General features: G+C 72.8%; 22 protein-coding genes and 1 rRNA gene. 5 read left to right on the top strand and 18 right to left on the bottom strand.

What is annotated here, in order from left to right; genetic code table 11:
• Window positions 1–13 precede the first annotated feature (13 nt).
• Window positions 14–1645, bottom strand: a complete 1632-nt coding sequence (locus ACI769_RS07530; RefSeq protein ID WP_081600138.1) for a peptide MFS transporter — start codon at window positions 1643–1645, stop codon at window positions 14–16.
• Window positions 1646–1696: 51 nt separating this feature from the next.
• On the opposite strand from ACI769_RS07530, the gene ACI769_RS07525 reads away from it, so the two are divergent.
• The 3 genes from ACI769_RS07525 to ACI769_RS07515 all read left to right on the top strand — a co-directional run bounded on the left by ACI769_RS07525 (window position 1697) and on the right by ACI769_RS07515 (window position 4042).
• A complete protein-coding gene (locus tag ACI769_RS07525) occupies window positions 1697–3076 on the top strand; it encodes a deoxyribodipyrimidine photo-lyase (protein ID WP_034652238.1) in 1380 nt (459 codons plus the stop codon).
• A gap of 112 nt (window positions 3077–3188) precedes the next feature.
• Window positions 3189–3557, top strand: coding sequence for a helix-turn-helix transcriptional regulator (locus tag ACI769_RS07520; protein ID WP_043654229.1), 369 nt, complete (start codon window positions 3189–3191; stop codon window positions 3555–3557).
• Window positions 3554–4042, top strand: a complete 489-nt coding sequence (locus ACI769_RS07515; protein ID WP_085387610.1) for an SRPBCC family protein — start codon at window positions 3554–3556, stop codon at window positions 4040–4042. The genes ACI769_RS07520 and ACI769_RS07515 overlap by 4 nt, the downstream gene beginning before the upstream one ends.
• Window positions 4043–4291: 249 nt before the next feature.
• Here ACI769_RS07515 and allB read toward each other — a convergent pair whose 3' ends face one another.
• From allB to ACI769_RS07470, 9 genes are all read right to left on the bottom strand, one after another.
• Complete coding sequence (gene allB, locus ACI769_RS07510) at window positions 4292–5656, bottom strand: allantoinase AllB (RefSeq protein ID WP_144722666.1); 1365 nt, start codon at window positions 5654–5656, stop codon at window positions 4292–4294.
• A gap of 42 nt (window positions 5657–5698) precedes the next feature.
• Window positions 5699–7474: a glyoxylate carboligase gene (gene gcl, locus ACI769_RS07505; protein WP_021481125.1), complete on the bottom strand. Its 1776-nt coding sequence runs from the start codon at window positions 7472–7474 to the stop codon at window positions 5699–5701.
• A 44-nt stretch (window positions 7475–7518) separates the two neighbouring features.
• Entirely contained in the window at window positions 7519–8403 is an 885-nt protein-coding gene (locus ACI769_RS07500; RefSeq protein ID WP_085387608.1) for a 2-hydroxy-3-oxopropionate reductase, read from the bottom strand.
• Window positions 8404–8488: 85 nt separating this feature from the next.
• Window positions 8489–9295, bottom strand: a complete 807-nt coding sequence (locus ACI769_RS07495) for a hydroxypyruvate isomerase family protein (protein WP_034652231.1) — start codon at window positions 9293–9295, stop codon at window positions 8489–8491.
• A gap of 618 nt (window positions 9296–9913) precedes the next feature.
• Complete coding sequence (locus tag ACI769_RS07490) at window positions 9914–10489, bottom strand: Ltp family lipoprotein (protein WP_232322528.1); 576 nt, start codon at window positions 10487–10489, stop codon at window positions 9914–9916.
• Between the two features lie 436 nt (window positions 10490–10925).
• Complete coding sequence (locus tag ACI769_RS07485; RefSeq protein WP_021481128.1) at window positions 10926–11756, bottom strand: bifunctional allantoicase/(S)-ureidoglycine aminohydrolase; 831 nt, start codon at window positions 11754–11756, stop codon at window positions 10926–10928.
• 78 nt (window positions 11757–11834) lie between these two features.
• A complete protein-coding gene (locus ACI769_RS07480) occupies window positions 11835–13184 on the bottom strand; it encodes a DUF6986 family protein (RefSeq protein WP_409141433.1) in 1350 nt (449 codons plus the stop codon).
• Window positions 13184–14830 (bottom strand): malate synthase A, encoded by a 1647-nt coding sequence (aceB, locus tag ACI769_RS07475; protein ID WP_409141432.1) that lies wholly within the window; start codon window positions 14828–14830, stop codon window positions 13184–13186. Before aceB ends, ACI769_RS07480 begins: the two co-directional genes overlap by 1 nt.
• 44 nt (window positions 14831–14874) lie before the next feature.
• Entirely contained in the window at window positions 14875–16371 is a 1497-nt protein-coding gene (locus ACI769_RS07470) for an NAD-dependent malic enzyme (RefSeq protein WP_137280992.1), read from the bottom strand.
• Window positions 16372–16500: 129 nt separating this feature from the next.
• On the opposite strand from ACI769_RS07470, the gene ACI769_RS07465 reads away from it, so the two are divergent.
• Entirely contained in the window at window positions 16501–17313 is an 813-nt protein-coding gene (locus tag ACI769_RS07465; RefSeq protein WP_051028102.1) for an IclR family transcriptional regulator, read from the top strand.
• A gap of 69 nt (window positions 17314–17382) precedes the next feature.
• Here the strand turns inward: ACI769_RS07465 and pucL are convergent, their stop codons facing one another.
• From pucL to uraD, 3 genes are read right to left on the bottom strand one after another with little or no spacing between them, the layout of a single operon-like run.
• Window positions 17383–18321, bottom strand: a complete 939-nt coding sequence (pucL, locus tag ACI769_RS07460) for a factor-independent urate hydroxylase (RefSeq protein WP_051028101.1) — start codon at window positions 18319–18321, stop codon at window positions 17383–17385.
• A 1-nt stretch (window position 18322) separates the two neighbouring features.
• Window positions 18323–18691 carry a hydroxyisourate hydrolase gene (uraH, locus tag ACI769_RS07455; protein WP_021480424.1) on the bottom strand — a complete coding sequence of 123 codons (369 nt, stop codon included), beginning with the start codon at window positions 18689–18691 and terminating at the stop codon, window positions 18323–18325.
• Complete coding sequence (uraD, locus tag ACI769_RS07450) at window positions 18688–19185, bottom strand: 2-oxo-4-hydroxy-4-carboxy-5-ureidoimidazoline decarboxylase (protein WP_021480423.1); 498 nt, start codon at window positions 19183–19185, stop codon at window positions 18688–18690. Before uraD ends, uraH begins: the two co-directional genes overlap by 4 nt.
• A gap of 187 nt (window positions 19186–19372) precedes the next feature.
• Between uraD and ACI769_RS07445 the strand changes: the two genes are divergently transcribed.
• Window positions 19373–20257 carry a serine hydrolase domain-containing protein gene (locus tag ACI769_RS07445; protein WP_409141487.1) on the top strand — a complete coding sequence of 295 codons (885 nt, stop codon included), beginning with the start codon at window positions 19373–19375 and terminating at the stop codon, window positions 20255–20257.
• A 101-nt stretch (window positions 20258–20358) separates the two neighbouring features.
• On the opposite strand, the gene ACI769_RS07440 is transcribed toward ACI769_RS07445, so the two are convergent.
• The 5 genes from ACI769_RS07440 to rrf form a co-directional block, all read right to left on the bottom strand.
• Complete coding sequence (locus ACI769_RS07440) at window positions 20359–20964, bottom strand: GNAT family N-acetyltransferase (protein ID WP_034652222.1); 606 nt, start codon at window positions 20962–20964, stop codon at window positions 20359–20361.
• 5 nt (window positions 20965–20969) lie between these two features.
• A complete protein-coding gene (gene gatB, locus ACI769_RS07435; protein ID WP_021480421.1) occupies window positions 20970–22475 on the bottom strand; it encodes an Asp-tRNA(Asn)/Glu-tRNA(Gln) amidotransferase subunit GatB in 1506 nt (501 codons plus the stop codon).
• The gene (gatA, locus tag ACI769_RS07430; RefSeq protein ID WP_034652219.1) at window positions 22472–24010 is read right to left on the bottom strand and encodes an Asp-tRNA(Asn)/Glu-tRNA(Gln) amidotransferase subunit GatA; all 1539 of its coding nucleotides are present in this window, start codon (window positions 24008–24010) and stop codon (window positions 22472–22474) included. Before gatA ends, gatB begins: the two co-directional genes overlap by 4 nt.
• A gap of 1 nt (window position 24011) precedes the next feature.
• A complete protein-coding gene (gene gatC, locus ACI769_RS07425) occupies window positions 24012–24308 on the bottom strand; it encodes an Asp-tRNA(Asn)/Glu-tRNA(Gln) amidotransferase subunit GatC (RefSeq protein WP_034652217.1) in 297 nt (98 codons plus the stop codon).
• Window positions 24309–24648: 340 nt separating this feature from the next.
• A 5S ribosomal RNA gene (gene rrf / locus ACI769_RS07420) occupies window positions 24649–24765 on the bottom strand.
• Window positions 24766–24930 lie beyond the last annotated feature (165 nt).

Genomic DNA, 24930 nt, shown 5'->3' with positions numbered 1-24930 from the left:
TCGGGCGTCGCGCTCAGGCCCCGGCGGTGTGCGCGCCCTCGAGCTCGTCGGCGTGGCGGATGTGCCGCGTGACCCACGGCGCGAGCGCGAACAGCGCGAGCGCGAACACGAGGGTGATGGCGCCGATGCCGCCGAAGTACGCGGTGTCGGAGGCACCCTCGGTGACCTGCACGACCTGCGCGGTGATGGCCTGCCCGGCGGCGGGCGCGAGGAACCACAGGGCCATCGCCTGGGACCGGAACGCCTTCGGCGCGAGCAGGGTCGTCGCGGCGAGGCCGACCGGCGACAGGCACAGCTCGCCGAGCGTCTGGATCACGTAGACGAGCACGAGCACCCACGACGGCGCCTTGCCGTCGCCGACGACGGCCGACGCGGCCGCGAGGAAGAGGAACGACACCGACGCGAGGGTGAGGCCGATCGCGAACTTGTTGGCCGTCGTCGGGCGGTCGCCCGTCTTAAGCCAGATCCACGCGAACACGGGCGCGAGGACGATGATCGACAGCGGGTTCACCGACTGGAAGAACTCGGGGCTGATGCCCACGCCGAAGAACGTCAGGTCGGTGCGGTCCTTCGCGAACGCCGAGAGCGTCGTGGCCGCCTGCTCGAAGATCATCCAGAAGAGCATCGCCGCGACGAACAGCGGGATGTACGCGATGACGCGCGGCCGCTCGGCGTCCGTCACGCGCGGCGAGCGGTACATGACGATGAAGTAGGCGATCGGCGCGAGGAACGCCAGGTAGGACATCGTGTCGATGAAGGTCGAGATCTCGAACCCGCCGGCGACGAGGACGGCGACCAGACCGACGAGCACCACGCCGCCCGCGATGAGGAGGAAGATCCGCGCGATCTTCGCGCGCTCCTCGGGGCGGACGGGGTTGGGCACGTGCGCCCCCGCCTCGCCGAGGTAGCGCCGGCCCGCGACGAAGAACACGAGCGCGACCGCCATGCCCACCGCCGCGACGGCGAAGCCCGCGTGGTACCCGCCCCAGGCGCGCGCGGCGCCCACGAGGAACGGCGCGACGAACGAGCCGAGGTTGATGCCCATGTAGAAGATCGAGAAGCCCGAGTCGCGGCGCGGGTCGTCGCGCGCGTACAGCTCGCCGACCATCGACGACACGTTCGGCTTGAGCAGGCCGGTGCCGAGCGCGACGAGCGCGATGCCCACCATCGAGAAGCCCGCGCCGGGGACCGTGAGGCTCACGTGCCCGGCCGCGATGATGATGCCGCCGTACAGGACGGAGCGCCGGGACCCGATCACGCGGTCCGCGAGCCAGCCGCCCACGACGGACAGCAGGTACACGCTGGTGCCGTAGATCGACACGAGCGCGAGGCCCGTCGTCTCCCCGATGCCCAGGCCGCCGTTCGCCACGGTGTCCGTGAGGTAGAACAGCAGGATCGCGCGCATCCCGTAGTAGCTGAACCGCTCCCACAGCTCGGTGGTGAAGAGCGTCAGCAGCCCGCGCGGGTGCCCGAAGAACGCGTGGTCCCCGACGATGGCCCCCGCCGCGGGGCCCTCGGCGGCCCCTACACCGGCCGCGGTACCCGGCCCGAGGGGCGGCGCCCCGGCCTCCGGCTCGGTGCGCGCCTCGCGTTCGAGGGCGCGGCGTCGCGCGTCGTCCTGCTCTCGTCGGTCGTCACCACCCATCCTGCGATGCTCCCACCGGCGTGCACCGCCTGCGACCGTTAGCGTGGCCGGATGCCGACGCTCTGGTGGTGCCGCCGCGACCTCCGCCTCGCCGACAACCCGGCCCTCGTCGCGGCGGTGCAGGCCGCCCGGGACGCGGACGACGAGGTCGTCGCGCTCTACGTGCTCGATCCCCGCCTGTGGGGCGCCGCGGGCGACCCGCGCCGCGCCTACCTCGCGCGCAGCCTCGCCGCGCTCGACGAGGCGACGGGCGGCCGGCTCGTCGTCCGGCACGGCGACCCGCGCGCCGTCGTGCCCGCCGTCGCGCGCGAGGTCGAGGCGCGCGAGGTGCACGTCGCGGCGTCGTTCGAGCCCTACGGCGTCGCCCGCGACGTCGCGGTCGAGGAGGCGCTGCCCGACGCCGACGCGCACCTCGTGCGCACCGGCTCGCCCTACGCCGTCGCGCCGGGGCGCCTGCGCACGCGCACCGGGACCCCGTTCCAGGTCTTCACGCCGTTCCGCGACGCGTGGGTCGAGCACGGCTGGCGCGACCCGGCGCCGAGGCCGCGCGACGTGCCGTGGGCCACGCTCCGGTCGGACGGCGTCCCCGCCGACCCCGGTACCGACGCCCGGCTCCCCGCAGCGGGCGAGGCCGCGGCGCGACGGCGCTGGCGCGACTTCCTCGCGGACCACCTCGCGGGCTACGCGACCGAGCGCGACCGCCCGGACCGGCCCGCGACGTCGGGCATGTCGGTGCCGCTGAAGTGGGGCGAGCTGCACCCGCGCACGCTCCTCGCCGACGTGCGGAGCGCCCTGCACGACGGCTCCGCGCCGTCCGACGACGCGCTCGCCTACCGCTCCGAGCTCGCCTGGCGCGAGTTCCACGCGGACGTCCTGTTCCACCACCCGGGGGCCGCGCAGCGGTCGCTCCGGGACGTCGTGCCCGAGGACGCGTGGGCGGAGGGTGCCGCCGAGGACGCGTACCTCGCGGCGTGGGCCGAGGGCCGCACGGGCTACCCGCTCGTCGACGCCGGGATGCGCCAGCTCCTCGGCGAGGGGTGGATGCACAACCGCGTGCGGATGGTCGTGGCGTCGTTCCTCGTCAAGGACCTGCACGTGCGGTGGCAGCGCGGCGCGGAGCACTTCATGGCGCACCTCGCGGACGGCGACGTCTCGCAGAACCAGCTGAACTGGCAGTGGGTCGCCGGGACGGGCCGCGACGCCGCGCCGTACTTCCGCATTTTCAACCCCGTCACCCAGGCGAAGAAGTTCGACCCCGACGGCTCGTACGTGCGCCGGTGGGTGCCGGAGCTGCGGGAGGTCGAGGGCCGGGCGGTCCACGAGCCGTGGACGCTGCGCGAGCTGCCGGCCGGGTACCCCGAGCGGATCGTCGACCACGCCGTCGAGCGGAAGGTCTCGCTCGACGACTTCGAGCGGGCCCGGCGCGTCTGACGCCTCTTTCTCAACCAAAGGGTTGACGACTCTCCGAGTGCGGCGTAGCGTCGTTGTCAACCGATGAGTTGATGACCGGACGCCGCACCCCGGCGCCCCACGAGGAGGTCCCGTGACGGCCGACCCGCTCTCCCGCGTGTTCTCGGCGCTCGCCGATCCCACGCGCCGCGACATGGTGGCCCGGCTCGCGTCGGGAGACGCCAGCGTCGGCGAGCTCGCCCGGCCGTACGACATGTCCGTCCAGGCGGTGTCCAAGCACCTGCGCGTGCTCGAGGACTCCGGCCTGGTGACCCGCACGACGGACGCCCGGCGCGCCCCCGTGCACCTCGAGGCGGAGGTGCTGGACCTCATGACGAAGTGGATCGAGCGCTACCGGCGCGAGGCCGAGGACCGCTACCGCCGCCTCGACGACGTCCTGCGCGACCTGCCCGACCGACCGGGCACCACCGAGAACGACCCGACGACAGGAGCAGCACCATGACCACCACCGGCACCCACGAGACCGAGATCGTCGTCCCCACGGACCTCCCGATCGTCCGCATCGTGCGCGAGTTCGACGCGCCCGCGGCGAAGGTCTTCCGCGCCCACCTCGACCCGGAGCTCTTCGCGCGCTGGAACGGCCCGCGCTACCTCACCCAGCGCAACGAGCTCTGGGACGTGCGCACGGGCGGCGCGTACCGGTACGTCCAGGTCGACCCGGACGGCAACGAGTACGCGTTCTTCGGCAGCGTCCACGAGGTGCGCCCGGACGAGCTCATCGTCCAGACGTTCACGTTCGAGGGCTTCCCCGACGGCGTCTCGCTCGACCGCCTCGTGTTCGAGGACCTGCCCGACGGCCGCAGCCGGCTCACCGCGACGTCGCTCGTCGACTCGTTCGAGGGCCGCGACGGCTTCGTCGCGAGCGGCATGGAGGTCGGCGTGCGCGAGGGCTATGAGCAGCTCGACGAGCTCCTCGCGCAGTCCTGACCCCACGCCCTCCACCCCGCCGAGGTAGAGCCCTGGTCCGCCGAGGTAGAGCCCTGGTCCGCCGGGGTAGAGCCGTGGTCACGACCACGGCTCTACCCCGGGCGACCACGGCTCTACCTCGGCTGACCCGGGCTCTACCTCGCGCGCGACGAGGGGCGGCACCCACCAGCGGTGCCGCCCCTCGTCGTGCGCGGGTCAGGTGGTTCCCCGTGCCCGGCCCCCGCGGCCGGGCACGGGAGTCTCAGCCCCTCACGCGTCGCCGCGCGAGAGCAGGCGGCCCGTGGGGCGGTCGAGGGTGATCTCCTCGCCCCGCAGGTACGTCGCGACGACGGCGCCCGAGAGCGCGCGGTCGGCGTACGGCGTGATGGGGTTCTTGTGGTGCAGGGCCTTCGGGTCGACGACGAACGCCGTGTCCGGCTCGACCACCGCGAGGTCCGCGTCGAAGCCGAGCGCGATCGAGCCCTTGCGCCGCAGGCCCGCGACGGCCGCCGGGCGAGCCGACATCCACTCGACGACGCGCGCGAACGGCACGCCGCGCGTCCGCGCCTCGGTCCACACGATCGCGAGCCCGAGCTGGAGCGACGACACGCCGCCCCACGCCGTCCCGAAGTCGCCCGTGTCGAGCTCCTTGAGGTCGGGCGTGCTCGGCGAGTGGTCCGAGACGATGCAGTCGATCGTGCCGTCGAGCAGCCCCTCCCAGAGCAGCTCGCGGTTGTCGATCTCCCGGATGGGCGGGCAGCACTTGAACTGCGTCGCGCCGTCGGGGATCTCCTCGGCCGCGAGCGCCAGGTAGTGCGGGCACGTCTCGACCGTGAGGCGCACGCCCTCGCGCTTCGCGCTCCGGATCATCGGCAGCGCGTCCGAGCTCGACAGGTGCAGCACGTGCGCGCGCGCCCCGGTCCAGCGCGCCGCCTCGATCACCGCGGCGATCGCGACGTTCTCCGCGCCGCGCGGGCGCGACGCGAGGAACGTGTCGTAGTGGTCGCCGTGCGGGGTGGGCGCCCGCTCGATCGCGCGCGAGTCCTCGGCGTGCACGAGCATGAGCCCGTCGAAGTCGGCGAGCAGGCGCAGGTCGGCCTCCAGCTCGTCCGGCTCGAGGTACCCGAACTCCTCGACCCCCGAGTGCAGCAGGAAGCACTTGAACCCGAACACGCCCGCGTCCCACAGGGGCCGCAGCTCGTCCGCGTTGCCGGGCACGGCGCCGCCCCAGAACCCGACGTCGACGAACGCCTGGTCGCGCGCGACCTTCTGCTTGGTCTCGAGCGCCTCGACGTCGACCGTCGGGGGGATCGAGTTGAGCGGCATGTCGACGATCGTCGTCACCCCGCCCGCGGCGGCGGCCCGCGTCGCGGACGCGAACCCCTCCCACTCGGTGCGCCCCGGCTCGTTCACGTGCACGTGCGTGTCGACGAGCCCGGGGACCAGCACCTGGTGCGGCCCCAGCTCGACGACGCGCGCGCCGTCGAGCCCCGCGCCGAGCGGCTCGATCGCGCGGACCACTCCCCCGACGACACCTACCTCGCGCGGGTGCTCGCCACCGGCGACGAGCACGCGCTCGCCGCGCACGACGAGGTCGTACTCGTGCCCGCGACCGCTCACCTCACCCGTGCCCATCGCGCCCTCCGTCATGTCTCCTGCTCCCTGGGTGCGGCGTGCTCAGTCGAGCAGCGCGGTGGCGGTGGGGGCGTCCTCGGCCGAGATCGCGAGGTCCTCGAACTCGTTGACGCCCGTGATCTCGACGCCCATGGCGATGTTCGTGACGCGCTCGAGGATGACCTCGACCACGACCGGCACGCGGAACTCCGCCGCCATGGCCTGCGCCTTCGCGAACGCCTCGCCGAGCCCCTCGGGGTCGGTCACGCGGATCGCCTTGCAGCCCAGGCCCTCGGCCACCTTGACGTGGTCGACGCCGTAGCCGCCCAGCTCGGGCGAGTTGACGTTCTCGAACGAGAGCTGGACGTGGTAGTCCATGTCGAAGGCCCGCTGCGCCTGGCGGATCAGGCCCAGGTAGGAGTTGTTCACGACGACGTGCACGTACGGCAGGTTGAACTGCGCGCCGACCGCGAGCTCCTCGATCATGAACTGGAAGTCGTAGTCGCCCGAGAGCGCGACGACCGGCTCGTCCGGCACGGCCTTCGCGACACCGAGCGCCGCCGGCCCCGTCCAGCCGAGGGGCCCGGCCTGGCCCGCGTTGATCCAGTGCCGCGGCTTGTACACGTGGAGGAACTGCGCGCCGGCGATCTGCGAGAGCCCGATGGTCGTGACGTAGCGCGTCTCGGGGCCGAAGGCCTTGTTCATCTCCTCGTACACGCGCTGCGGCTTGATGGGGATCTCGGTGAAGTGCGTCTTGCGCTGCAGCGTCCGCTTGCGCTCGGCGCACTCGGCCGCCCAGCCCGCGTAGTCGCGCGCACGGCCGGCGTCGCGGCGCTCGCGCGCGACCTCGACGAACAGCTCGAGGGCCGCCTTCGCGTCCGACACGATGCCGTAGTCGGGCGCGAACACGCGACCGATCTGCGTCGGCTCGATGTCGACGTGGACGAACGTGCGGCCCGCGCGGTACGTGTCGAGGCCGCCCGTGTGGCGGTTGGCCCAGCGGTTGCCGATGCCGAGCACGAAGTCGGACGCGAGCAGGTTCGCGTTGCCGTAGCGGTGCGACGTCTGGAGACCGGCCATGCCGGCCATGAGCGCGTGGTCGTCCGGGATGACGCCCCAGCCCATGAGCGTCGGGATCACGGGGACGCCGAGCGTCTCGGCGAGCTCGACGAGCAGGTCCTCGCCGCCCGCGTTGACGATGCCGCCGCCCGCGACCAGCAGGGGACGCTCCGCCGCGAGCAGCAGGTCGATCGCCTTCTCGGCCTGGGCGCGCGTCGCCGTCGGGCGGTGCACGGGCAGCGGCTCGTAGGTCGCCGGGTCGAACTCGATCTCCGTGAGCTGCACGTCGATCGGCAGGTCGACGAGCACCGGGCCCGGGCGGCCCGAGCGCATGAGGTGGAACGCCTGCTGGAAGACCTGCGGCACCTGCCCGGCCTCGAGGACGGTCTTGGCCATCTTCGTCACCGGAGCGGCGATGCTCGCGATGTCGACGGCCTGGAAGTCCTCCTTGTCGAGCTTGGCGACCGGCGCCTGGCCCGTGATGCAGAGCATCGGGATCGAGTCGGCCCACGCGGCGTAGAGGCCGGTGATCATGTCGGTGCCCGCGGGGCCCGACGTGCCGATGCAGATGCCGATGTTCCCCGGCTTCGCGCGGGAGTAGCCGTCGGCCATGTGCGACGCGCCCTCGACGTGGCGGGCGAGCACGTGGTCGATGCCGCCGTGCGCGCGCATCGCGGAGTAGAAGGGGTTGATGGCGGCGCCGGGCAGGCCGAAGGCCTGGGTCGCGCCCTCGATCTCGAGGATCGCCACTGCGGCGTCCACCGCACGCATACGAGGCATGGTTTCTCTCCTTGCTGGAGGTGACGTCGTCGTCAGGGGGAAGGTCAGGAGCCGTCGCGGCCGGACAGGCGCTCGACGCCGCGGAACAGGCCGGAGTGGTCGAGGCCGCCGTCGCCGTTCGCGCGGGCGGAGGCCATGAGCTGGGCGACGAGGCCGCCGAGCGGCGCGACGACGCCCGCCTCGCGGGCCGCGGCGGTGACGATGCCGAGGTCCTTGTGGTGGAGCTCGATCCGGAAGCCGGGGCCGAAGTCGCGGTCGAGCATCTTGCGCGCCTTCTGGTTCAGCACCGCCGAGCCCGCGAGGCCGCCGCCCAGGACCTCGATCGCGGCATCGGTGTCGACGCCGTAGGCCTCGAGGAAGACGACCGCCTCGGCGAGAGCCTGGATGTTCGCGGCGACGATGAGCTGGTTCGCGGCCTTGACCGTCTGGCCGGAGCCGTTCGGGCCCACGTGCACGACCGTCTTGCCGACGACGTCGAGGAACGGCTTGGCTGCCTCGAAGTCCTCGGGCGTGCCGCCGACCATGATCGACAGCGCGGCGTTGATCGCGCCCGGCTCGCCGCCCGAGACGGGGGCGTCGACGATCCGCAGGCCCGCGTCCTTCGCCTGCTGCGCGAGCGCGACCGTGACGTCCGGGCGGATCGAGGAGAAGTCGACGACGAGCGCGCCGGGCTTCGCGTTCGCGAGGACGCCGTCGTCGCCGGTGAGCACCGCCTCCACGTCGGGCGAGTCCGGGACCATGATCGCGACGACGTCGGCGCCCGAGACCGCGTCGGCGACCGACCCGGCCGCGCGACCGCCCGCCTCGACGAGCGGCGCGGTCTTCTCGGGGCTCCGGTTGTAGCCCGCGACGTCGTGCCCGGCGTTCTGCAGGTGGACGGCCATGGGGCTGCCCATGATGCCGAGTCCGATGAAGGCGATGGAGGCCATGGTGTGCTCCTCTGGGTGGTTCAGGTCGGGGGTCGGGGCGGCCGACGGACGCCGGCACGCGGCCGGCGGACGGCCGGGGGTCGCGTCAGCGCTCGGCGGCGGGAAGCCACGCGAACGGGTCGGCGGCCGCGGTCTTGTACTCGAGGCCGATCCAGCCGTCGTAGCCGCCGGCGCGCAGGTCCTTGGTCCAGCGCTCGATCGGCAGGTCGCCCGTGCCGGGCTCACCGCGACCGGGCGCGTCCGCGACCTGCACGTGCGCGATGCGACCGCGGTAGGTCGACAGAGCCGCGTCGACGTCGTCGCCGTTCACGGCCAGGTGGTAGACGTCGAACAGGAGACCGAGGTTCGTCTCGCCGTGGTCGGCGGCGACCCGGTCGATGACGCGCACGGCGTCGGCCGCGGTCTTCAGGGGGTAGGCCGGCGCGCCGCTCACGGGCTCGACGAGCACCGTCCCGCCGATGCGCCCGACGGCCCGCGCCGCGAGCGCGAGGTTCTCGGCGCCGAGCTCGTCCTGCGCCTCGGGCGTCTCACCCTCCTGGCGGTTGCCGTAGAGCGCGTTGAACGCGCGGCAGCCGGTGCGCTCCCCGATCGCGGTGACGACGTCGAGGTTCGCGCGCAGGTCGGCCGAGCGCGCGGGCCACGATACGAGCCCGCGGTCGCCGCCGGGCATGTTCCCGGCGTCGAAGTTCAGGCCCGTGAGCTGCACGCCCGCCGTCTCGATCGCGCCGACGAACGCGTCCACCTCGTCGCGGGCGGGCGTGGGCGACGCGAACGGCCACCAGAACTCGACGCCCCGGAACCCCGCCGCCGCGGCGGCGGCCGGCCGCTCGAGCAGCGGCAGGTCCGTGAGCAGGATCGAGCAGTTGACGGTGTACGTCGGTGCGGGACTCATCGTCGTCTCCCTGGGTCCGTCCGCGTCTCGCTGCGTTGCGATTCCATTCTGCGGAACTTTTCTTCTGCTGTATGGAAGTGTAGACACCGTTCGTGCAGAGCGTCAACCGTCGAAGAGGCCTCGGTGCGACGTCCAGGCAGTCTGCGTTTCCCGTAGCTGGTGCGATGGGAAGCCCGTCAGCGGAGTCTCACGAGGGCGCGCAAGGCTGAACCTCTCCCAGGCCTCGGGTGCAGACCCTGGCGACGACGGTGGCAGGAGAGGGCGACGAACTTGGGCTCGCGCGCTGCTCTCGTCCGCTCTCACACGACCCACGAAGGCGGGTCGTGCGACGGCTCCCGTCTCCGGCGTGCGCGCTCGAGTCGCGCTCGGCGACGTTCAGACGTCATGCATCATCGGGATGGCGAAGGCGAGACGCGCTGCCGCTCGGTCAGGAGGTCAGGGGCCGGTCGCGGTGCTCTTCGAGGAGTGGGCGGGCGTGGCCTTCATGGAGGCGCAGAACGCGAGGCTCGACGGAGGCGCAAACCTCGTCGCTACAGGGACGTCCGTCGCCAGGCGGGATCGACGTGCGGCCTGGTCCTCCACGACGCATGACGGCGACCGGTCGGGACCGGGCCTGACTCACAGTCCCGTGGTACTCACTCCGTACTCGGCTTGCTCCGGCGTGAATCCTTCGAAGAGCAACTGGTCGACGAGACCGGCTCGCGAGAACGACGTCAAGTCGAGGTAGCTCGCCGCGCTCTCGGCCGCCTCCGCGTTCCAGTCAACGCCGCCCTCGGCCTCGAGTCGAGCGATGGCGAACTCGGCGTCGGCCGTGCTGAAACCCTCGAACTCGAGCTGCCCGATGAGGCCCGAACGCGAGAACCCCGTCAGGTCGAGGTAGCTCACGGCCGACCGGTACGCATTCTGCTGCGCGACCGACCCGATCCTCGCCGCTTCGGCAGCGGCCGCCTCAGCAGCAGCCGCCTCGTCAGCGAGTCGCTGCTCCTCCGCCAGCCGCTCCTCCTCGGCTTCCGCCGCCGCCGCTGCTTCCTCCTCGGCGAGGCGCTCGGCCTCTGCCTGCTCGTCCGCAGCGATCTCGTCAGCCGACTTCTCGCCCTGATCGGCACCTTGCGTCGTCGCGACGACAACGGGATCTTCGCCTGCGCCGCCATTCCCGCCGACCAGCGCCGCGATGGCGACGATGAGCAGGACCACACCGCCTGCTCCCGTCAGGAGCTTGTGCCGCGCAATCCAGGACTTCCCCTGTGCCGCTCCCGCGGTCTCGTCACCGGCACCGACCTTGGGAAGCACCCCTCGGGGATCGGGAGAACCGGACTCGGTGTCTTCGACCCAGAACCTCCACCCCTGCGGCGCGGGTCCCCATGCGGGGTCAGGCGACCAGCCTGGCGGCGGTGACCACCCTGCAGGAGGCGGCGGCCAGTTGGGCGGGGAGTTGTAGCGCGGTGCCATGAACACTCCATTGGTTCACGTGATCCGTTGCCTTACACCCCACTGTGGCACCGCCGACAGGCCGAGAGACGTTCGGAGCCGGATGATCTTCGCGCCGCGGCGGGTGAAAACACCCGAAGCACGACGAGGGCCCGGCTCCGCGTGCGGAGCCGGGCCCTGGTCATGCCCTCGTCAGGTCTCGTCAGCGCCGACGGTCGAGCTTGACCTGCCGGTTCACGTCCTTGTAGAGCAGGTAGCGGAACGGCTTGGGGCCGCCCGCGTAGCAGGCCTGCGGGCAGAACGCGCGGAGCCACATGAAGTCGCCCTCCTGGACCTCGACCCAGTCGCCGTTGAGGCGGTAGACCGCCTTGCCCTCGAGCACGTAGAGCCCGTGCTCCATGATGTGCGTCTCCGCGAACGGGATGGACCCGCCGGGCTGGAACGTCACGATGTTGACGTGCATGTCGTGCGCGAGGTCGTCGGGGTCGACGAACCGCGTCGTCACCCACACGCCGTCCGTGTCCGGCATCGCGCGCGGCTCGACGTCCTGCTCGCGCGTGACGAACGACGTCGCGGTGTGGCCCGGGATCGGCTCGTACACCTTGCGGATCCACTGGAACGCGGCCTTGGCGTCCGAGCGGTTGTGCAGCGCCCACCGCTCCCCCGCCGCCAGGTACGCGTACCCGCCCGGCTCGAGCACGTGCTCGACCCCGGCGAGCGTGAGCACGAGCGTGCCCTCGGTGACGAAGACGACGGACTGCACGGTCTCCTCGTCCTCGCCCTGGTCCGACCCGCCGCCGGGCGAGACCTCCATGACGTACTGCGCGAACGTCGTCGCGAAGCCCTCGATCGGCCGGGCGAGCACCCACAGCCGGGTCTTGTCCCAGCCGGGCAGGTTGCTCGTGACGATGTCGCGCAGCACGCCGCGCGGGATCACCGTGTACGCCTCGGTGACGATCGCGCGGTCGGTGAGCAGCTCGGTCTGGCCGGGCAGGCCACCCTGCGGGGTGTAGTAGGGGGTGGTCTGGGTCATGGGGTCACTCCTCGGAGGTCGTGGCCGTGCCGGTGGCGGTGCCACGGCGGACGGCGGGAAGGATGGGAGGGCGGGCGCTCAGCCCGCGACCGGCTGCGGCGCGCGCCCGGAGACGCGGACCGCGTCGAGCCCGGCGCGGTCGAGGCCGGTCGCGGTGCGGACCTCGGTCTCGGTGAGCGCGCCGCAGTCGACGCCGCGTCCGAGGAACCAGGCCATCGCCTTGGCGGTCGCCGGCTCGTCGAGGACGCCCCCGGCGTCGGGCACGAACCCGACGTACGCCGCGAGGCGCGCGAGCGCCGACGCCGCGCCCTCGCGGTAGAACGCGTACGTCGCGGCGAACCGGCTCGGGAGCTGCGCGGGGTGCAGGTCCCAGCCCTGGTAGTACCCGCGCTCGAGCGAGCGGCGCACGAGCCGCCCGTGCAGCCGCCACGCCGCGTCGACGGCCTGGGGGTCGCCGACGGGCAGGACGTTCGTCGACCCGTCCGACAGGCGCACGCCCGTGCCCGCGACGGCGAGCTGCATGACCGACTTCGCGTGGTCGGCCGCGGGGTGCTCCATCGACTGGTACGCAGCGGCGATGCCGAGCGACGCCGAGTAGTCGTACGTGCCGTAGTGCAGCGCCGTGACACGACCCGGCGCGGCGTGCACGAGGCGGGCGACCGTCGCCGTGCCGTCGGCCGCGAGCAGCGCCTGCGGCGTCTCGACCTGGACCTCGAACCGCAGGGTGCCCGGCTCGAGGCCGTTCGCGTCCTCGACGTGCTCGCACGCGCGCGCCATCGCCTCGACCTGCTGCGGCGCGGTGACCTTGGCGAGCGTCACGACGAACCCGTCCGGCAGGGCGCGGGCCTCGCCGGCCGCGGCGCGACCCGCGACGAGCTCCGCGACGAACAGCGCGAGGGTGCGCACGCCGCGTCGGCGCGTCGCCTCCTCGAGGCACTTGATGCGGATGCCCGCGAACGGCGTCGCGGTGCCCTGCGCCTCGGCCCGGACGAGCTCGCGCGCCGCCGCGATCACCGCGGCGTCCTCCGCCGCGTCGCCGCGGTCGCCGAACCCGTCCTCGAAGTCGATCCGGAGGTCCTCGATCGCCTCGACCGCGAGCTTCGCGCTCACGCGCTCCGCGACGGCGTCCGCGAGGTCGCCCCCGGCTCCCTCCCCGACGCCCAGCAGGTCCACGAGGCGACGGACGCCGCCCGCGCCGTCGACCGCCTCGCGCGCCTGGGCCGCCCACTCCGGCGCGAGGCCCGCCGCGTACCGGTCGCCCGGCACGTAGACGGTGTGCACGGGCTGGCGCGAGCCGTCGTCGCCCGGGTAGCGGGCCGCGAGCTCCGCGTCCCAGGGTGCGAGCAGCCCGTCGAGCGACGCGTGCAGCGCCGCGACGCCGTCCTCGCTGAAGCCGCGGACCGAGCCCGCCTCGGGACCGGCCGGCATCAGGACGCGTCCTGCTCGTGCGCGACGACGTCCTCGTACGCGGGCAGCGTGAGGAAGTCGACGTAGTGCTCGTTGAGCGCGATGTCCTCGACGAGCGCCGCCGCCCGGTCGTACGGCCCGGCGTCGTAGGCCTCGTGCCCGACGTCGTCCCGCAGCCGCGCGGTCTCCTCGCGCAGGAGCGTGCGGACCAGGTCCGCGGTGACGGTCGTGCCCGCGCTCTCGCCCGCGGTGAACGACGCGCCCGAGCGCACCCACTGCCACACCTGCGAGCGCGAGATCTCCGCGGTCGCGGCGTCCTCCATGAGGTTGTGGATCGCGACCGCGCCGTTGCCCGCGAGCCACGCCGCGACGTACGCGACGGACACGTAGAGGTTGTTGCGCAGCCCCGCCTCGGTGACGTCGCCCTGCGCGGACGCCACGTCGAGGAGCTGGTCGGCCGTGACGTGGACGTCGGGGCGCCGCCGGTCGAGCTGGTTGGGTCGCTCGCCGAGCACCCCGTCGAACACCTCGCGGCACACCGGCACGAGGTCCGGGTGCGCGACCCACGACCCGTCGAAGCCGTCGCCGGCCTCGCGCTGCTTGTCGGCGCGCACCTTCTCGAACGCCTGGGCGGTGACCTCGGGCTCGCGGCGGTTCGGGATGACGGCCGCCATGCCGCCCATAGCGAACGCGCCGCGCCGGTGGCACGTCTGCACCAGCAGCTCGGTGTACGCGCGCATGAACGGCGCGGTCATCGTGATGGACCCTCGGTCGGGCAGCGTGAACGACGGCCCGGAGTCGCGGAAGTACTTGATCACGGAGAACAGGTAGTCCCAGCGGCCCGCGTTGAGCCCGGACGCGTGGTCGCGCAGCTCGTAGAGGATCTCGTCCATCTCGAACGCCGCGGGGATCGTCTCGATGAGGACCGTCGCCCGGATCGTCCCGTGCGGGATGCCGAGCGCCTGCTCCGCGTGCGTGAAGACCTCGTCCCAGAGGCGCGCCTCGAGGTGGGACTCCATCTTCGGCAGGTAGTAGTACGGCCCGGAGCCGCGCGCGACGAGCTCCGCGGCGTTGTGGAAGAAGTGCAGCCCGAAGTCCACGAGCGCGCCGACGGCGGGCGTCCCGTCCACGGTGAGGTGCACCTCGTCGAAGTGCCAGCCACGGGGCCGCACGACCATGACGGCGAGCGGGTCGCCGTCGGTCTCCGGGCGCAGCGCGTACTGCTTGCCCTCGGGCGACGTGAACGCGAGCGTGCGGCGCGTCGCGTCGTGCAGGGCGACCTGGCCGCCGACGACGTTGCTCCAGTGCGGCGTCGACGCGTCCTCGAGGTCGGCGAGCCAGACCTTCGCGCCCGAGTTGAGGGCGTTGATCGCCATCTTGGGCGTCGGGGGGCCGGTGATCTCGACGCGGCGGTCCCGGAGGTCCGCGGGCGCGCCGGCGACCGTCCAGTCCCCCGCGCGCACGTCGGCGGTCTCGGGCAGGAAGTCGAGGCGACCCGTGCGGGCGACCTGCTCGCGCCGCGCGGCCCGGGCGGCGAGCAGCTCGTCGCGGCGGGCGCCGAACCGGCGCTGCAGGTCGGCGACGAAGTCGAGCGCGTCCGGCGTGAGGATCTCGTCGGACCGCTCGACGGCGGGTCCGTGGACGGCGACGGCCGTGGTGGTGGTCATGGTGGTGTCCTTTCTGCGGGGCGGGCCGGGCTGACGAGGGTGCGTCAGGACCGGGCTGCCGACCCGACGTGGTGGCCCGACGTGCTGCTCTCCTGAGCCTGGCCCGCGCGGTCGCGCTCCGCGACCTCGGCGACGGCGCGCGCGACGGCCGTGGAGACGGCCGGCTCGAAGACGCTCGGGACGATGTAGCTCGCGCTGAGCTCCTCGGGCGCGACGGCGTCGGCGATCGCGACGGCCGCGGCGCGCAGCATCTCGTCGGTGATCTCGCTCGCGCCGACGTCCAGCAGGCCGCGGAAGAGGCCCGGGAAGGCGAGCACGTTGTTGATCTGGTTCGGGTAGTCGCTCCGGCCCGTGGCGACGACCGTCGCGTGCTGCGCCGCGGCGATCGGGTCGACCTCCGGCGTGGGGTTCGCCAGCGCGAAGACGATCGCGTCGTCGGCCATGGTGGCCACGTCGTCGCCCGTGAGGATGTTCGGCCCGGAGACGCCGATGAAGACGTCGGCCCCGGCCAGGCCCTCGCGCAGCGTGCCCGTGAAGCCGTCGGGGTTGGTCGTCTCCGCCAGGCGGCGGCGGTGCTCGTCGGTGAGGCTCGCGCCGGGGTGGATCGCGCCCTGGCGGTCGAACGCGACGATGTTGCCCGCGCCCTGGCCCTGGAGCAGCGCGATGATCGCGTTGCCCGCCGCGCCGACGCCGGAGACGACGATGCGCACGTCCTCGATGGCCTTGCCCACCACGCGCAGCGCATTCGTCAGCGCCGCGAGCACGACGATCGCCGTGCCGTGCTGGTCGTCGTGGAACACGGGGATGTCGAGCTCCTCGCGCAGGCGGCGCTCGATCTCGAAGCAGCGCGGCGCGGAGATGTCCTCGAGGTTGATGCCGCCGTACACGGGCGCGATGGCCTTCACCGTGCGGATGATCTCCTCGGTGTCGGTCGTGTCGAGGCACACCGGCCACGCGTCGACGCCCGCGAACTGCTTGAACAGCGCGGCCTTGCCCTCCATGACGGGGAGGGCCGCGGCGGGACCGATGTCGCCCAGGCCGAGGACGGCGGTGCCGTCGGTCACGACCGCGACCGTGTTGCGCTTGACCGTCAGACGGCGCGCGTCCTCGGGCCGCTCCGCGATGGCGAGGCACACGCGCGCCACGCCTGGCGTGTAGGCGCGGGCCAGGTCGGCGCGGTGGCGCAGCGGCACCTTGGGGTTGACCTCGAGCTTGCCGCCGAGGTGCATGAGGAACGTCGCGTCGCTCACGTGGCGCACGGTGAGGCCGTCGAGCGCGCTCAGCGCGTCCCGGATCTGCTCCACGTGCGCGGCGTCGACGGTGTCGGCCGTGATGTCGACGACGAGGCGGTCGGCGCCCGACTCCGAGACGTCGACGCCCGTGATCGCGGCACCCGTCGCGCTCACGGCCGCGACGAGGTCGCTCGCGGTGCGGTGACCGCTGGGGGCCTCGACGCGCAGCGTGATGGAGTAGCTCGGGCTGGTCGCGGCGTTCTTCGCCGTCGCGGCCTGCGTCTCCGGGGCCTTCGTCTCGGACGTCATGTTCGTTCCTTCTTCTCGTATGCTGATGCGTGTCTTCCGTGATGCGGAAGGGAGCGCGGGAGGTTCCCGCACTGCTCAGGCGAGGTGCGCCCGCCGTCGGGCGGCACCTGGTGGACAGGAGATGGTGAGATGGCCGAGACCTCGGCGGCGACGGAGCCGACGGAGAGCGCCCCGGGCACGCGGCCGGCGAAGCCGGCCGGGGGCGTGCAGTCCGTGGACCGCGCGATCGAGCTGCTCGAGCTGCTCGCCGACTTCGGCGGCGAGTCCGGCCTGAGCGAGCTCGCGCAGCACGCGGGGCTCCCCCTGCCCACGATCCACCGCCTGCTGCGCACGCTGCTCGCCCAGGGCTACGTGCGCCAGACGCCGTCGCGGCGGTACACCCTCGGCCCGCGCCTCATCCGGCTCGGCGAGTCGGCGGGCCGCCAGCTCGGCGCCGGCGCGCGCCCCTACCTGGAGCGCCTCGCCCACGACCTCGGCGAGTCGGCGAACCTCGCGATGATCGACCGCGACATGGCGGTCTACGTCGCCCAGGCGTCGTCGAGCCACTCGATGCGCATGTTCACCGAGGTCGGACGGCGCGTCTACACGCACTGCACGGGCGTCGGCAAGGCGGTCCTCGCCCAGCTCCCCGACCAGACGGTGCGCGAGATCATGGGCCGCGTCGGCATGCCGCCCGCGACGGACCAGTCGATCACCGACGTCGACGCGCTCCTCGCGGAGCTCGCCGCGACCCGCGAGCGCGGGTACGCGATCGACGACGGCGAACAGGAGCTCGGCGTGCGCTGCTTCGCCGTCGCGGTGCCCGACGCCCCGACCCCCACCGCGCTGTCCGTCTCCGGGCCCGCGGCCCGCGTGACGTACGAGTTCGGCGAGCACGCGGTCCCGGTGCTGCACCGCGTCGCGAGCGAGCTCACGCGCGAGCTCATCACCGCGGCGCCCTGAGGCGGGCGCGCCCTGCCGGGCCGCGGGGGCTCCGCGGCCGGGCAGGGCGCGTCCGTCCGTCATGACGCCTCAGCAGAACCCGGTGACGGTCGCCCAGGCACGCGGCTCGGCCGGGACGTCCTCACGCAGGACGGTCGCCTCGATGAGGCCGTACGGGCGGTCGGCCGCGTAGAAGACCTCGTTCGGGTTGTCGAGGCCGAACGGCGCCAGGTCCACGAGGAAGTGGTGCTTGTTCGGCATCGAGAACTTGATCTCCGCGATCTCCGGGACGGCCTCCAGGACGGCCTTGCCCATCGCGAAGAGCGTCTGCTGGAGCGCGAGCGAGTGCGTCGTCGCGAACGCCTCGAGCTGGATCGCGCGGACCTTCGCGTACACCGCGTCGAAGTCGACGTCGGTGGTCGTGTAGCGCCAGCGCGAGGTGACCGACGTCGCGAGGATGCGGTCGTCCGTCTCGACGAGCGTCGTGTAGCGGTCGCGCGGGAACCCGTGGAACTCCGAGCCCGTCGACTTGAGGACGACGAGGTCCGTGAGGCCCGAGACGACGAAGACCTCGTCGCCGTCGCGCTGCACGACCGTGGTGCGCGTCTCCTGGTTGTTGCGGACGAACGCGTGGTCGTGCTCGCCGGCCGAGGTCTCGATGCGGTTCCAGGAGTACTGCTCGATCTCCCAGCGCCCGCCCTCGATCCACTCGAAGTCCTCGACGAAGTGCTGCCCGAGGCGGATGGCGAAGTCCTCGATCGCGCCGACGCCGTCACGGGCGAACGCGTAGATCGTGTTCTTCTGCGTGTCCGTCGCGACGCACCGGGAGTTGTCCCCCTCGCGGTGCGTGGCCTCCTGCCCGCCCCTCAGCTGTGAGGAGACGTTGACGTCCGTGATCTCGTGCCGGGGCGTGGAGCGGTCGACGCGCACGAGGCGCACCTCCGCCTTGCCCCACTGGTTGTCGCCCAGGACGATGGCCCCGCTGCTCTGCGTGGCCGCCGACTGCTCGGCAGTCGTGGTGGTGCTCATGTCAGCTCCCTCGATAGGTCGAGTAGGCGAACGGGCTGAGCAGGACGGGGACGTGGTAGTGCTGCTCAGCGCTCGCCACCCGGAAGACGATGACGACCTCCGGGTAGAAGGACACGGTGTCTCGCCGGTCGAAGTACTCGGCCGTGTCGAACACGAGCCGGTACGTACCGGGGACGAGGGTCTCGGGCCCGAGCTGGGGCACGCGACCGTCGTCGTTCGTGCGGGAGGACGCCACCAGGGACCAGCCCTGCCCCGTCGTCCCCTCCGCGATCTCCGGAGCCGCCTCCAGGCGGACGGTGATCCCCTCGGCGGGCCTACCGCTGGCCGCGTCGAGTACGTGCGTGGTGATGTGGCTGGCGTGGGTGCTCATGCCGTCAGCATTCCCTTCAGCCGCAGCGCGGCGATCTCGCGCAGGTTGCGGGCGGCGTTCGCCCGCTCGGTCTCGGCGTCGTTGCCCAGCCGCTCGGTGAGCTGCTCGAGGATCTCCTCGGCGCTGCGCCCGGCGGCCCGGACGAGGAACACGTGGCCGAACCGCTGCTCGTACGCGCGGTTCCCCTCGGCGAGCCGGCGCGTCACGTCGTCGTCGGAGGTGTCGACGCCGGCCTGCTCGGAGCGCGACATGCTCGCGTCCGCGGCCTCCCCCTCGGCACGCTCGCCGATCCGGGGGTGGCGCGCCAGCGCGGAGTCGACCTCGTCGTCCGTCCACGGGTCGGCGGCGGTGAGCGCCGCCTCGGCGGCGTCCTCCACGGTCGCGTACGGGCGCCCGGCCGCGACCTCCTCGGCCCAGCGGTCCACGTGGGCGCACGCGAGGAGCGCGTCCCGCGCCTCGTCCGGCGACCACCGGTTGAACTCGTCCAGCGTCATCGCTGCGTTCCCTCTCGACGACCGGGCCGGGCGGCACACCGCCCGACCTTCGGAGTGGATTCCACATCTCGGAAGTTTGTTTCCGTCTTATGAATGTACGTCGTGGGTCGGGTGATGTCAACCACGGTGCGTCCCGGCCACGCGTCGGTAATCCCGTCGTCCGCCGCGAGCCGGAGCCGCTACGTTCCTGCCCCATGATCGACGACCTCTGGACCGGCCCGCGCTGGGAGCGGCGGCTCGCACCGCCGGCGTGCACGCGCTCGTCGTCGTGCACGCGGGGACCACCGAGCGCACGTGGTTCCGCCGCCACGACGGAGCGGACCGCCTCGCCAAGCTGAACTCGGTGACGAAGAGCGTCACCGGCATCCTCGCGGGCTTCGTCGACGTCGACCTGTCGTCCTCGGCGCTGGCGCACCTGCCGCACGTGCCGGTCGACGACGAGCGCAAGCGCGCCATCACCGTCGAGCACCTGCTGGGGATGACGTCGGGGCTCGAGTGGCCGGAGTTCGGCGTCTGGCGCGGCTCGGCCCCGCCGCTCACCGCGAGCAAGGACCTGCTGCGCGCCGTCGTGGAGCGGCCGCTGGTCGACGAGCCCGGACGCACGATGTGGTACTCCACGGGGTCCTCGCACCTGCTCGGTGCGGTGCTCCACCGGCGCACGGGTCGCAGCGTCGAGCAGCTGGCGGAGGAGCACCTCTTCCGCCCGTCGGGCATCCGCCGCTGGCGCTTCTACGCGGACCGGAACGGCTACAGCCACGCGGGCAACGGGCTGTGCCTCCTCCCGACCGACCTCGCGCGCCTCGGGACCGCCGTGCTGCGCGAGGAGGTCGCGCCGCTCGACTGGCTGCGCGAGTGCTGGCGCCCCCGCACCCGGACCTACCCCTGGATCGGCGCGTACGGCTGGCACTGGTGGGCCGACCCGGACCTCGGCATGGTCTTCGCCCTCGGCCTGGGCGGCCAGCTCCTGGCGCTCTTCCCCGACCAGGAGCTCGTCGTCGTCATGACCGGTGGCACCTCCTTCGAGGGCACGCAGGACGGCGTGGAGCTGCTGCGCCAGGCGTACCGCGCCTGACGGGCGCGTCCGCGCGGCGAGGAGCTGGTGCAGGACGGGACGACGAAGGGCCCGGCAGCGGATGCTGCCGGGCCCTTCGTGCGGTCGTGCCCGCGGACGGCTCAGGACGCGCCGAGGCCCGCCCGGAACTCGTCCTCGAGGATGCTCATGACCGTCGCGTCCGCCCACCCGTCGCCGTCGCGGTAGACGTCGCGCAGCCGACCCTCCTCGCGGAAGCCCAACGACTCGTAGAGCATCCGGGCGCGGGGGTTGATGCTCAGCACGTCGAGGCTCACGCGGTGCAGGCGCGGTCCCTCGTGCCGGACGCCGTCGACGTCCGTCGACCCGTCGAACGCGAACCGCAGCACCTCGAAGATTGCCTCGCGACCGTAGCCGCGCCCGCGGTAGTTCGGGAGCAGCGCGAGCCGCAGGTTCGCCGAGCGCGCGTGCTCGTCGAGGTCGTTGAGCACGATCTCGCCGATCAGCTCGTCGCTCACCGGCTGCCCGTCACGCACCGCGCCCGGCGTGATGGCCCAGTCGTACCGGCCGTCCCGGTCGCTGACGGTCGCCACCCACTCGTCGATCTGCTCGCGCGTGAAGGTCGCCGTCGTCCCCGTGAGCCGGTTGGCCTCCGGGTCCTGCAACGACTCCCACATGCGGTCCGCGTCCCGCGCCTCGATCGGGCGCAGACGCACCATCTCTCCCAGGACGACCGGTCCGCGCGTCACGGCGGTCAGCCGATCCGCTCGAGGACGAGCTCGCGCACGCGGCCCGCGTCCGCCTGGCCGCGGGTCGCCTTCATCACGGCACCGATGATCGCCCCGACGGGCCCGAGGTTCCCGCCCCGGACCTTTTCCACGATGTCCGGCTGCGCGGCGAGCGCCTCGTCGATCGCGGCGAGCAGCGCACCGTCGTCGGAGACGACCTCGAGGCCCCGGGCGGTGACGACCGCCTCCGGGTCCCCCTCGCCGGCGAGCACGCCGTCGAGCACCTGGCGCGCGAGCTTGTCGTTGATCCGGCCCGCGTCGACGAGGCCCTGCAGCGCGGCGATCTGCGCGGGCGTGACGGGCAGCGCCTCGAGCGCCACCTCGTCCTGCTTGGCGCGGCGCGCGAGCTCCCCCATCCACCACTTGCGCGCACCGGCCGGGCTGGTGCCCGCGGCGACGGTGGCCTCGATGAGGTCGAGCGCACCGGCGTTCACGACGTCGCGCATCTCGGCGTCCGCGTAGCCCCACTCGCCCTGGAGCCGACGGCGGCGCGCGACCGGCAGCTCGGGGAGCCCCGCACGGATCTCCTCGATCCACTCGCGCGGCGGCGCGATCGGGACAAGGTCGGGCTCCGGGAAGTACCGGTAGTCCTCGGCGTCCGACTTCACGCGGCCCGACGTCGTGATGCCCGTGTCCTCGTGCCAGTGCCGGGTCTCCTGGATCACCGTGCCGCCCGCGTCGAGCACGGCGGCCTGGCGCGAGACCTCGTAGCGCACGGCCCGCTCGACGGAGCGGAACGAGTTGACGTTCTTCGTCTCGGTGCGCGTGCCGAGCGGCGACTCGGGCGTCGGGCGCAGCGAGAGGTTCACGTCGGCGCGGACGTTGCCGCGCTCCATGCGCGCCTCGGACACGTCGAGCGCCCGGAAGATGTCGCGCAGCGTCTGCACGTACGCGCGCGCGACCTCGGGGGCGCGGTCGCCCGCGCCCGTGATCGGCCGCGTGACGATCTCGACGAGCGGGATGCCGGCGCGGTTGTAGTCGACGAGCGAGTACTCGGCACCGTGGATGCGACCGGTCGCCCCACCCACGTGGGTGTTCTTGCCGGCGTCCTCCTCCATGTGCGCGCGCTCGATCTCGACGCGGAACACGGTCCCGTCCTCGAGCTCGACGTCGATCCACCCGTCGTAGGCGATGGGCTCGTCGTACTGGGACGTCTGGAAGTTCTTCGGGACGTCCGGGTAGAAGTAGTTCTTGCGCGCGAACCGGCACGTCTCGGCGATCTGGCAGTTGAGCGCGAGGCCGATGCGGATCGCATACTCGACGGCCTTGCCGTTGACGACCGGCAGGGCGCCCGGGAGCCCGAGCGAGACCGGGGTCACCTGGGTGTTCGGCTCGGCGCCGAAGCTCACCTCGGCCGGGCAGAACATCTTGGTCAGCGTGCCGAGCTCGACGTGCACCTCGATCCCGATGACGGGGTCGTAGCGGCGCGTGGCGTCGGCGTAGTCGACGAGGTCGACGGTCGTGGCGGTCATCCGACCTGGCCCTCCTGTGCGTTCGTGGCCGTGGGCAGCGCGGGCGCGCGGTCGAGCAGCGGTCCGCCCCACGAGCCGACCAGGGCGGCCTCGAGCGCGGCGCCCACCCGGTACATGCGGTCGTCGGCCTTGGCCGGCGCGAGGATCTGGAAGCCGACGGGCAGGCCGTCGTCCGACAGGCCCGACGGCACCGACATCCCGGGGACCCCCGCGAGGTTCGCGGGGATCGTCGCGACGTCGTTGAGGTACATGGCGAGCGGGTCGTCGAGCTTCTCGCCGAACCGGAACGCCGTGGTCGGCGCCGTCGGCGAGACGAGGACGTCTGCCTGCTCGAAGGCGGCGGCGAAGTCCCGCTGGATGAGCGTGCGGACCTTCTGCGCGCTGCCGTAGTAGGCGTCGTAGTAGCCGGCCGAGAGCGCGTAGGTGCCGAGGATGATGCGGCGCTTCACCTCGTCGCCGAAGCCCGCGCCGCGCGTGGCGGCCATGACGCGCTCCGCGGTCACGGGGCCCTCCTCGGGCTCCACGCGCAGGCCGAAGCGCATGCCGTCGAACTTCGCGAGGTTGCTCGACGCCTCCGACGGCATGATCAGGTAGTACGCGCCGAGCGCGTACTCGAAGTGCGGGCAGGAGACCTCGACGATCTCGGCGCCGAGCCCGCGCAGGAGGTCGAGCGACTGCGCGAAGCGCGCGCTCACGCCCTCCTGGTAGCCCTCGCCCGTGAGCTCCTTGACGACGCCGACGCGCAAGCCCGAGAGGTCGCCCGTGGCGCCCTGGACCGCGGCGTCGACGAGCGCCGGCCCGCGGCCGGGGATCGACGTGGAGTCGCGCGGGTCGTAGCCGCCGATGAGCTCGTGCAGCAGCGCGGCGTCGAGCACGGTGCGCGTGACGGGGCCCGCCTGGTCGAGCGAGGACGCCATCGCGATGAGCCCGTACCGGGAGACGCCGCCGTACGTCGGCTTGACGCCGACGGTGCCGGTGACGGCCCCGGGCTGACGGATCGAGCCGCCCGTGTCCGTGCCGATCGCGAGCGGGGCCTCGAACGCCGCCACCGCCGCGGCGGAGCCGCCGCCCGATCCGCCGGGGATCCGGTCGAGGTCCCACGGGTTGCGGGTGTTGCCGTACGCGGAGTGCTCGGTCGACGAGCCCATGGCGAACTCGTCCATGTTCGTCTTGCCGAGGATCGGCAGCCCGGCGGCGCGGATCTTCTCGACGAGCGTCGCGTCGTACGGCGGCACCCAGCCCTCGAGGATCTTGGAGCCGGCCGTCGTCGGCATGCCCTTCGTCACGACGACGTCCTTGACCGCGATCGGCACACCGGCGAGCCGGTGCACCGGCTCGCCCGCGACGCGGCGGTCGTCGACCGAGCGCGCCGTCGCCAGCGCCTCGTCGGTGTTGACGTGGAGGAACGCGTTGACCGCGCCCTCGACCGCGACGATCCTGTCGAGGTGCGCCTGGGTGGCCTCGACGCTCGAGAAGTCGCGCGCCTCGAGCCCTTCGGCGAGCTCGGCCGCGGAGAGCCGTGTCAGGTCCGTCATCTCACTCCTCCCCGAGGATCTGCGGTACGGAGAACCGGCCGTCCTCCGCCGCGGGCGCGGCCGCGAGGACGTCCTCGACGGGCAGCGGCGGCTCGGGGATGTCGTCACGGAAGACGTTCGACATCGGGATCGGGTGGCTCGTCGCGGGGACGTCGGGCGTCGCGACCTCGCTGACCTTGGCGATGGCGTCGACGATCACGTCGAGCTCGCCGGAGAGCCGGTCCAGCTCCTCGGGTCGCAGATCGATGCGGGCCAGCGCGGCGACGCGCGCGACCTCGTCACGGGAGATGGTGGACATGCCCCCATTCTAGTGGGGACACGCGCCGTGGCCCGCCTCCGGCCGGCCCGCAGCCCGATCAGCCTGCGTCTGCCGGCGCTCGGTGGCGCACCTCGCACCGCTCTGCCCGGCGTCCGGAGAAGCGTGGTGCGAGGTGCGCGCCCGGGGGCGCTGCCTCTGCTCCGGCTCGACGCCGGCACACCCCCCGCTCCGCGACGGCTCGGGCGGACGCCGGGGCCAGCGCCGACGCCGACGCCGACGAGAGGGTCAGCCACGACGGGTTCGCCCCGTCGCGTGGTGTGGGGGTATGCGGATATGCCGAAGGCCCACCCCGTGTGGGGTGGGCCTTCGGTGAAGGGTTGTCCGGCGGCGTCCTACTCTCCCACCCCGTCTCCAGGGCAGTACCATCGGCGCTGAAGGGCTTAGCTTCCGGGTTCGGTATGGGACCGGGCGTTTCCCCTTCGCTGTGACCGCCGTAACTCTGTTGAACCTCCTCGACACCGGGGCACCCCGTGTGGGGTGTGGTGTTGGTGGTTCGGGAACCGCACAGTGGACGCGTAGCACAAGAGTGTTTGGTGTTGAAGTTGTCGGCTGATTAGTACCGGTCAGCTGCACGGGTCTTTCGTCCCCGCTTCCACGTCCG

The sequence above is a fragment of the Cellulosimicrobium sp. RS genome, from assembly GCF_046159675.1.
GTDB classification, from domain to species: Bacteria; Actinomycetota; Actinomycetes; order Actinomycetales; family Cellulomonadaceae; genus Cellulosimicrobium; species Cellulosimicrobium funkei.
The sequence above is the reverse complement of the archived record's forward strand: the minus strand, read 5'-3'. Positions and strand labels throughout refer to the sequence as shown.

Bases quoted from the DNA above. Each gene is read 5' to 3' on its own strand.
- uraH (WP_021480424.1), bottom strand. From the start codon at position 18,691: ATGAGCACCCACGCCAGCCACATCACCACGCACGTACTCGACGCGGCC.
- gatA (WP_034652219.1), bottom strand. From the start codon at position 24,010: ATGACGGACCTGACACGGCTCTCCGCGGCCGAGCTCGCCGAAGGGCTC.
- allB (WP_144722666.1), bottom strand. From the start codon at position 5,656: ATGGGCACGGGTGAGGTGAGCGGTCGCGGGCACGAGTACGACCTCGTC.
- ACI769_RS07530 (WP_081600138.1), bottom strand. From the start codon at position 1,645: ATGGGTGGTGACGACCGACGAGAGCAGGACGACGCGCGACGCCGCGCC.
- ACI769_RS07480 (WP_409141433.1), bottom strand. From the start codon at position 13,184: ATGCCGGCCGGTCCCGAGGCGGGCTCGGTCCGCGGCTTCAGCGAGGAC.
- aceB (WP_409141432.1), bottom strand. From the start codon at position 14,830: ATGACCACCACCACGGCCGTCGCCGTCCACGGACCCGCCGTCGAGCGG.
- ACI769_RS07525 (WP_034652238.1), top strand. From the start codon at position 1,697: ATGCCGACGCTCTGGTGGTGCCGCCGCGACCTCCGCCTCGCCGACAAC.
- uraD (WP_021480423.1), bottom strand. From the start codon at position 19,185: ATGACGCTGGACGAGTTCAACCGGTGGTCGCCGGACGAGGCGCGGGAC.
- ACI769_RS07485 (WP_021481128.1), bottom strand. From the start codon at position 11,756: ATGACCCAGACCACCCCCTACTACACCCCGCAGGGTGGCCTGCCCGGC.
- gatC (WP_034652217.1), bottom strand. From the start codon at position 24,308: ATGTCCACCATCTCCCGTGACGAGGTCGCGCGCGTCGCCGCGCTGGCC.
- gatB (WP_021480421.1), bottom strand. From the start codon at position 22,475: ATGACCGCCACGACCGTCGACCTCGTCGACTACGCCGACGCCACGCGC.
- gcl (WP_021481125.1), bottom strand. From the start codon at position 7,474: ATGCCTCGTATGCGTGCGGTGGACGCCGCAGTGGCGATCCTCGAGATC.
- ACI769_RS07515 (WP_085387610.1), top strand. From the start codon at position 3,554: ATGACCACCACCGGCACCCACGAGACCGAGATCGTCGTCCCCACGGAC.
- ACI769_RS07495 (WP_034652231.1), bottom strand. From the start codon at position 9,295: ATGAGTCCCGCACCGACGTACACCGTCAACTGCTCGATCCTGCTCACG.
- ACI769_RS07465 (WP_051028102.1), top strand. From the start codon at position 16,501: ATGGCCGAGACCTCGGCGGCGACGGAGCCGACGGAGAGCGCCCCGGGC.
- ACI769_RS07500 (WP_085387608.1), bottom strand. From the start codon at position 8,403: ATGGCCTCCATCGCCTTCATCGGACTCGGCATCATGGGCAGCCCCATG.
- pucL (WP_051028101.1), bottom strand. From the start codon at position 18,321: ATGAGCACCACCACGACTGCCGAGCAGTCGGCGGCCACGCAGAGCAGC.
- ACI769_RS07470 (WP_137280992.1), bottom strand. From the start codon at position 16,371: ATGACGTCCGAGACGAAGGCCCCGGAGACGCAGGCCGCGACGGCGAAG.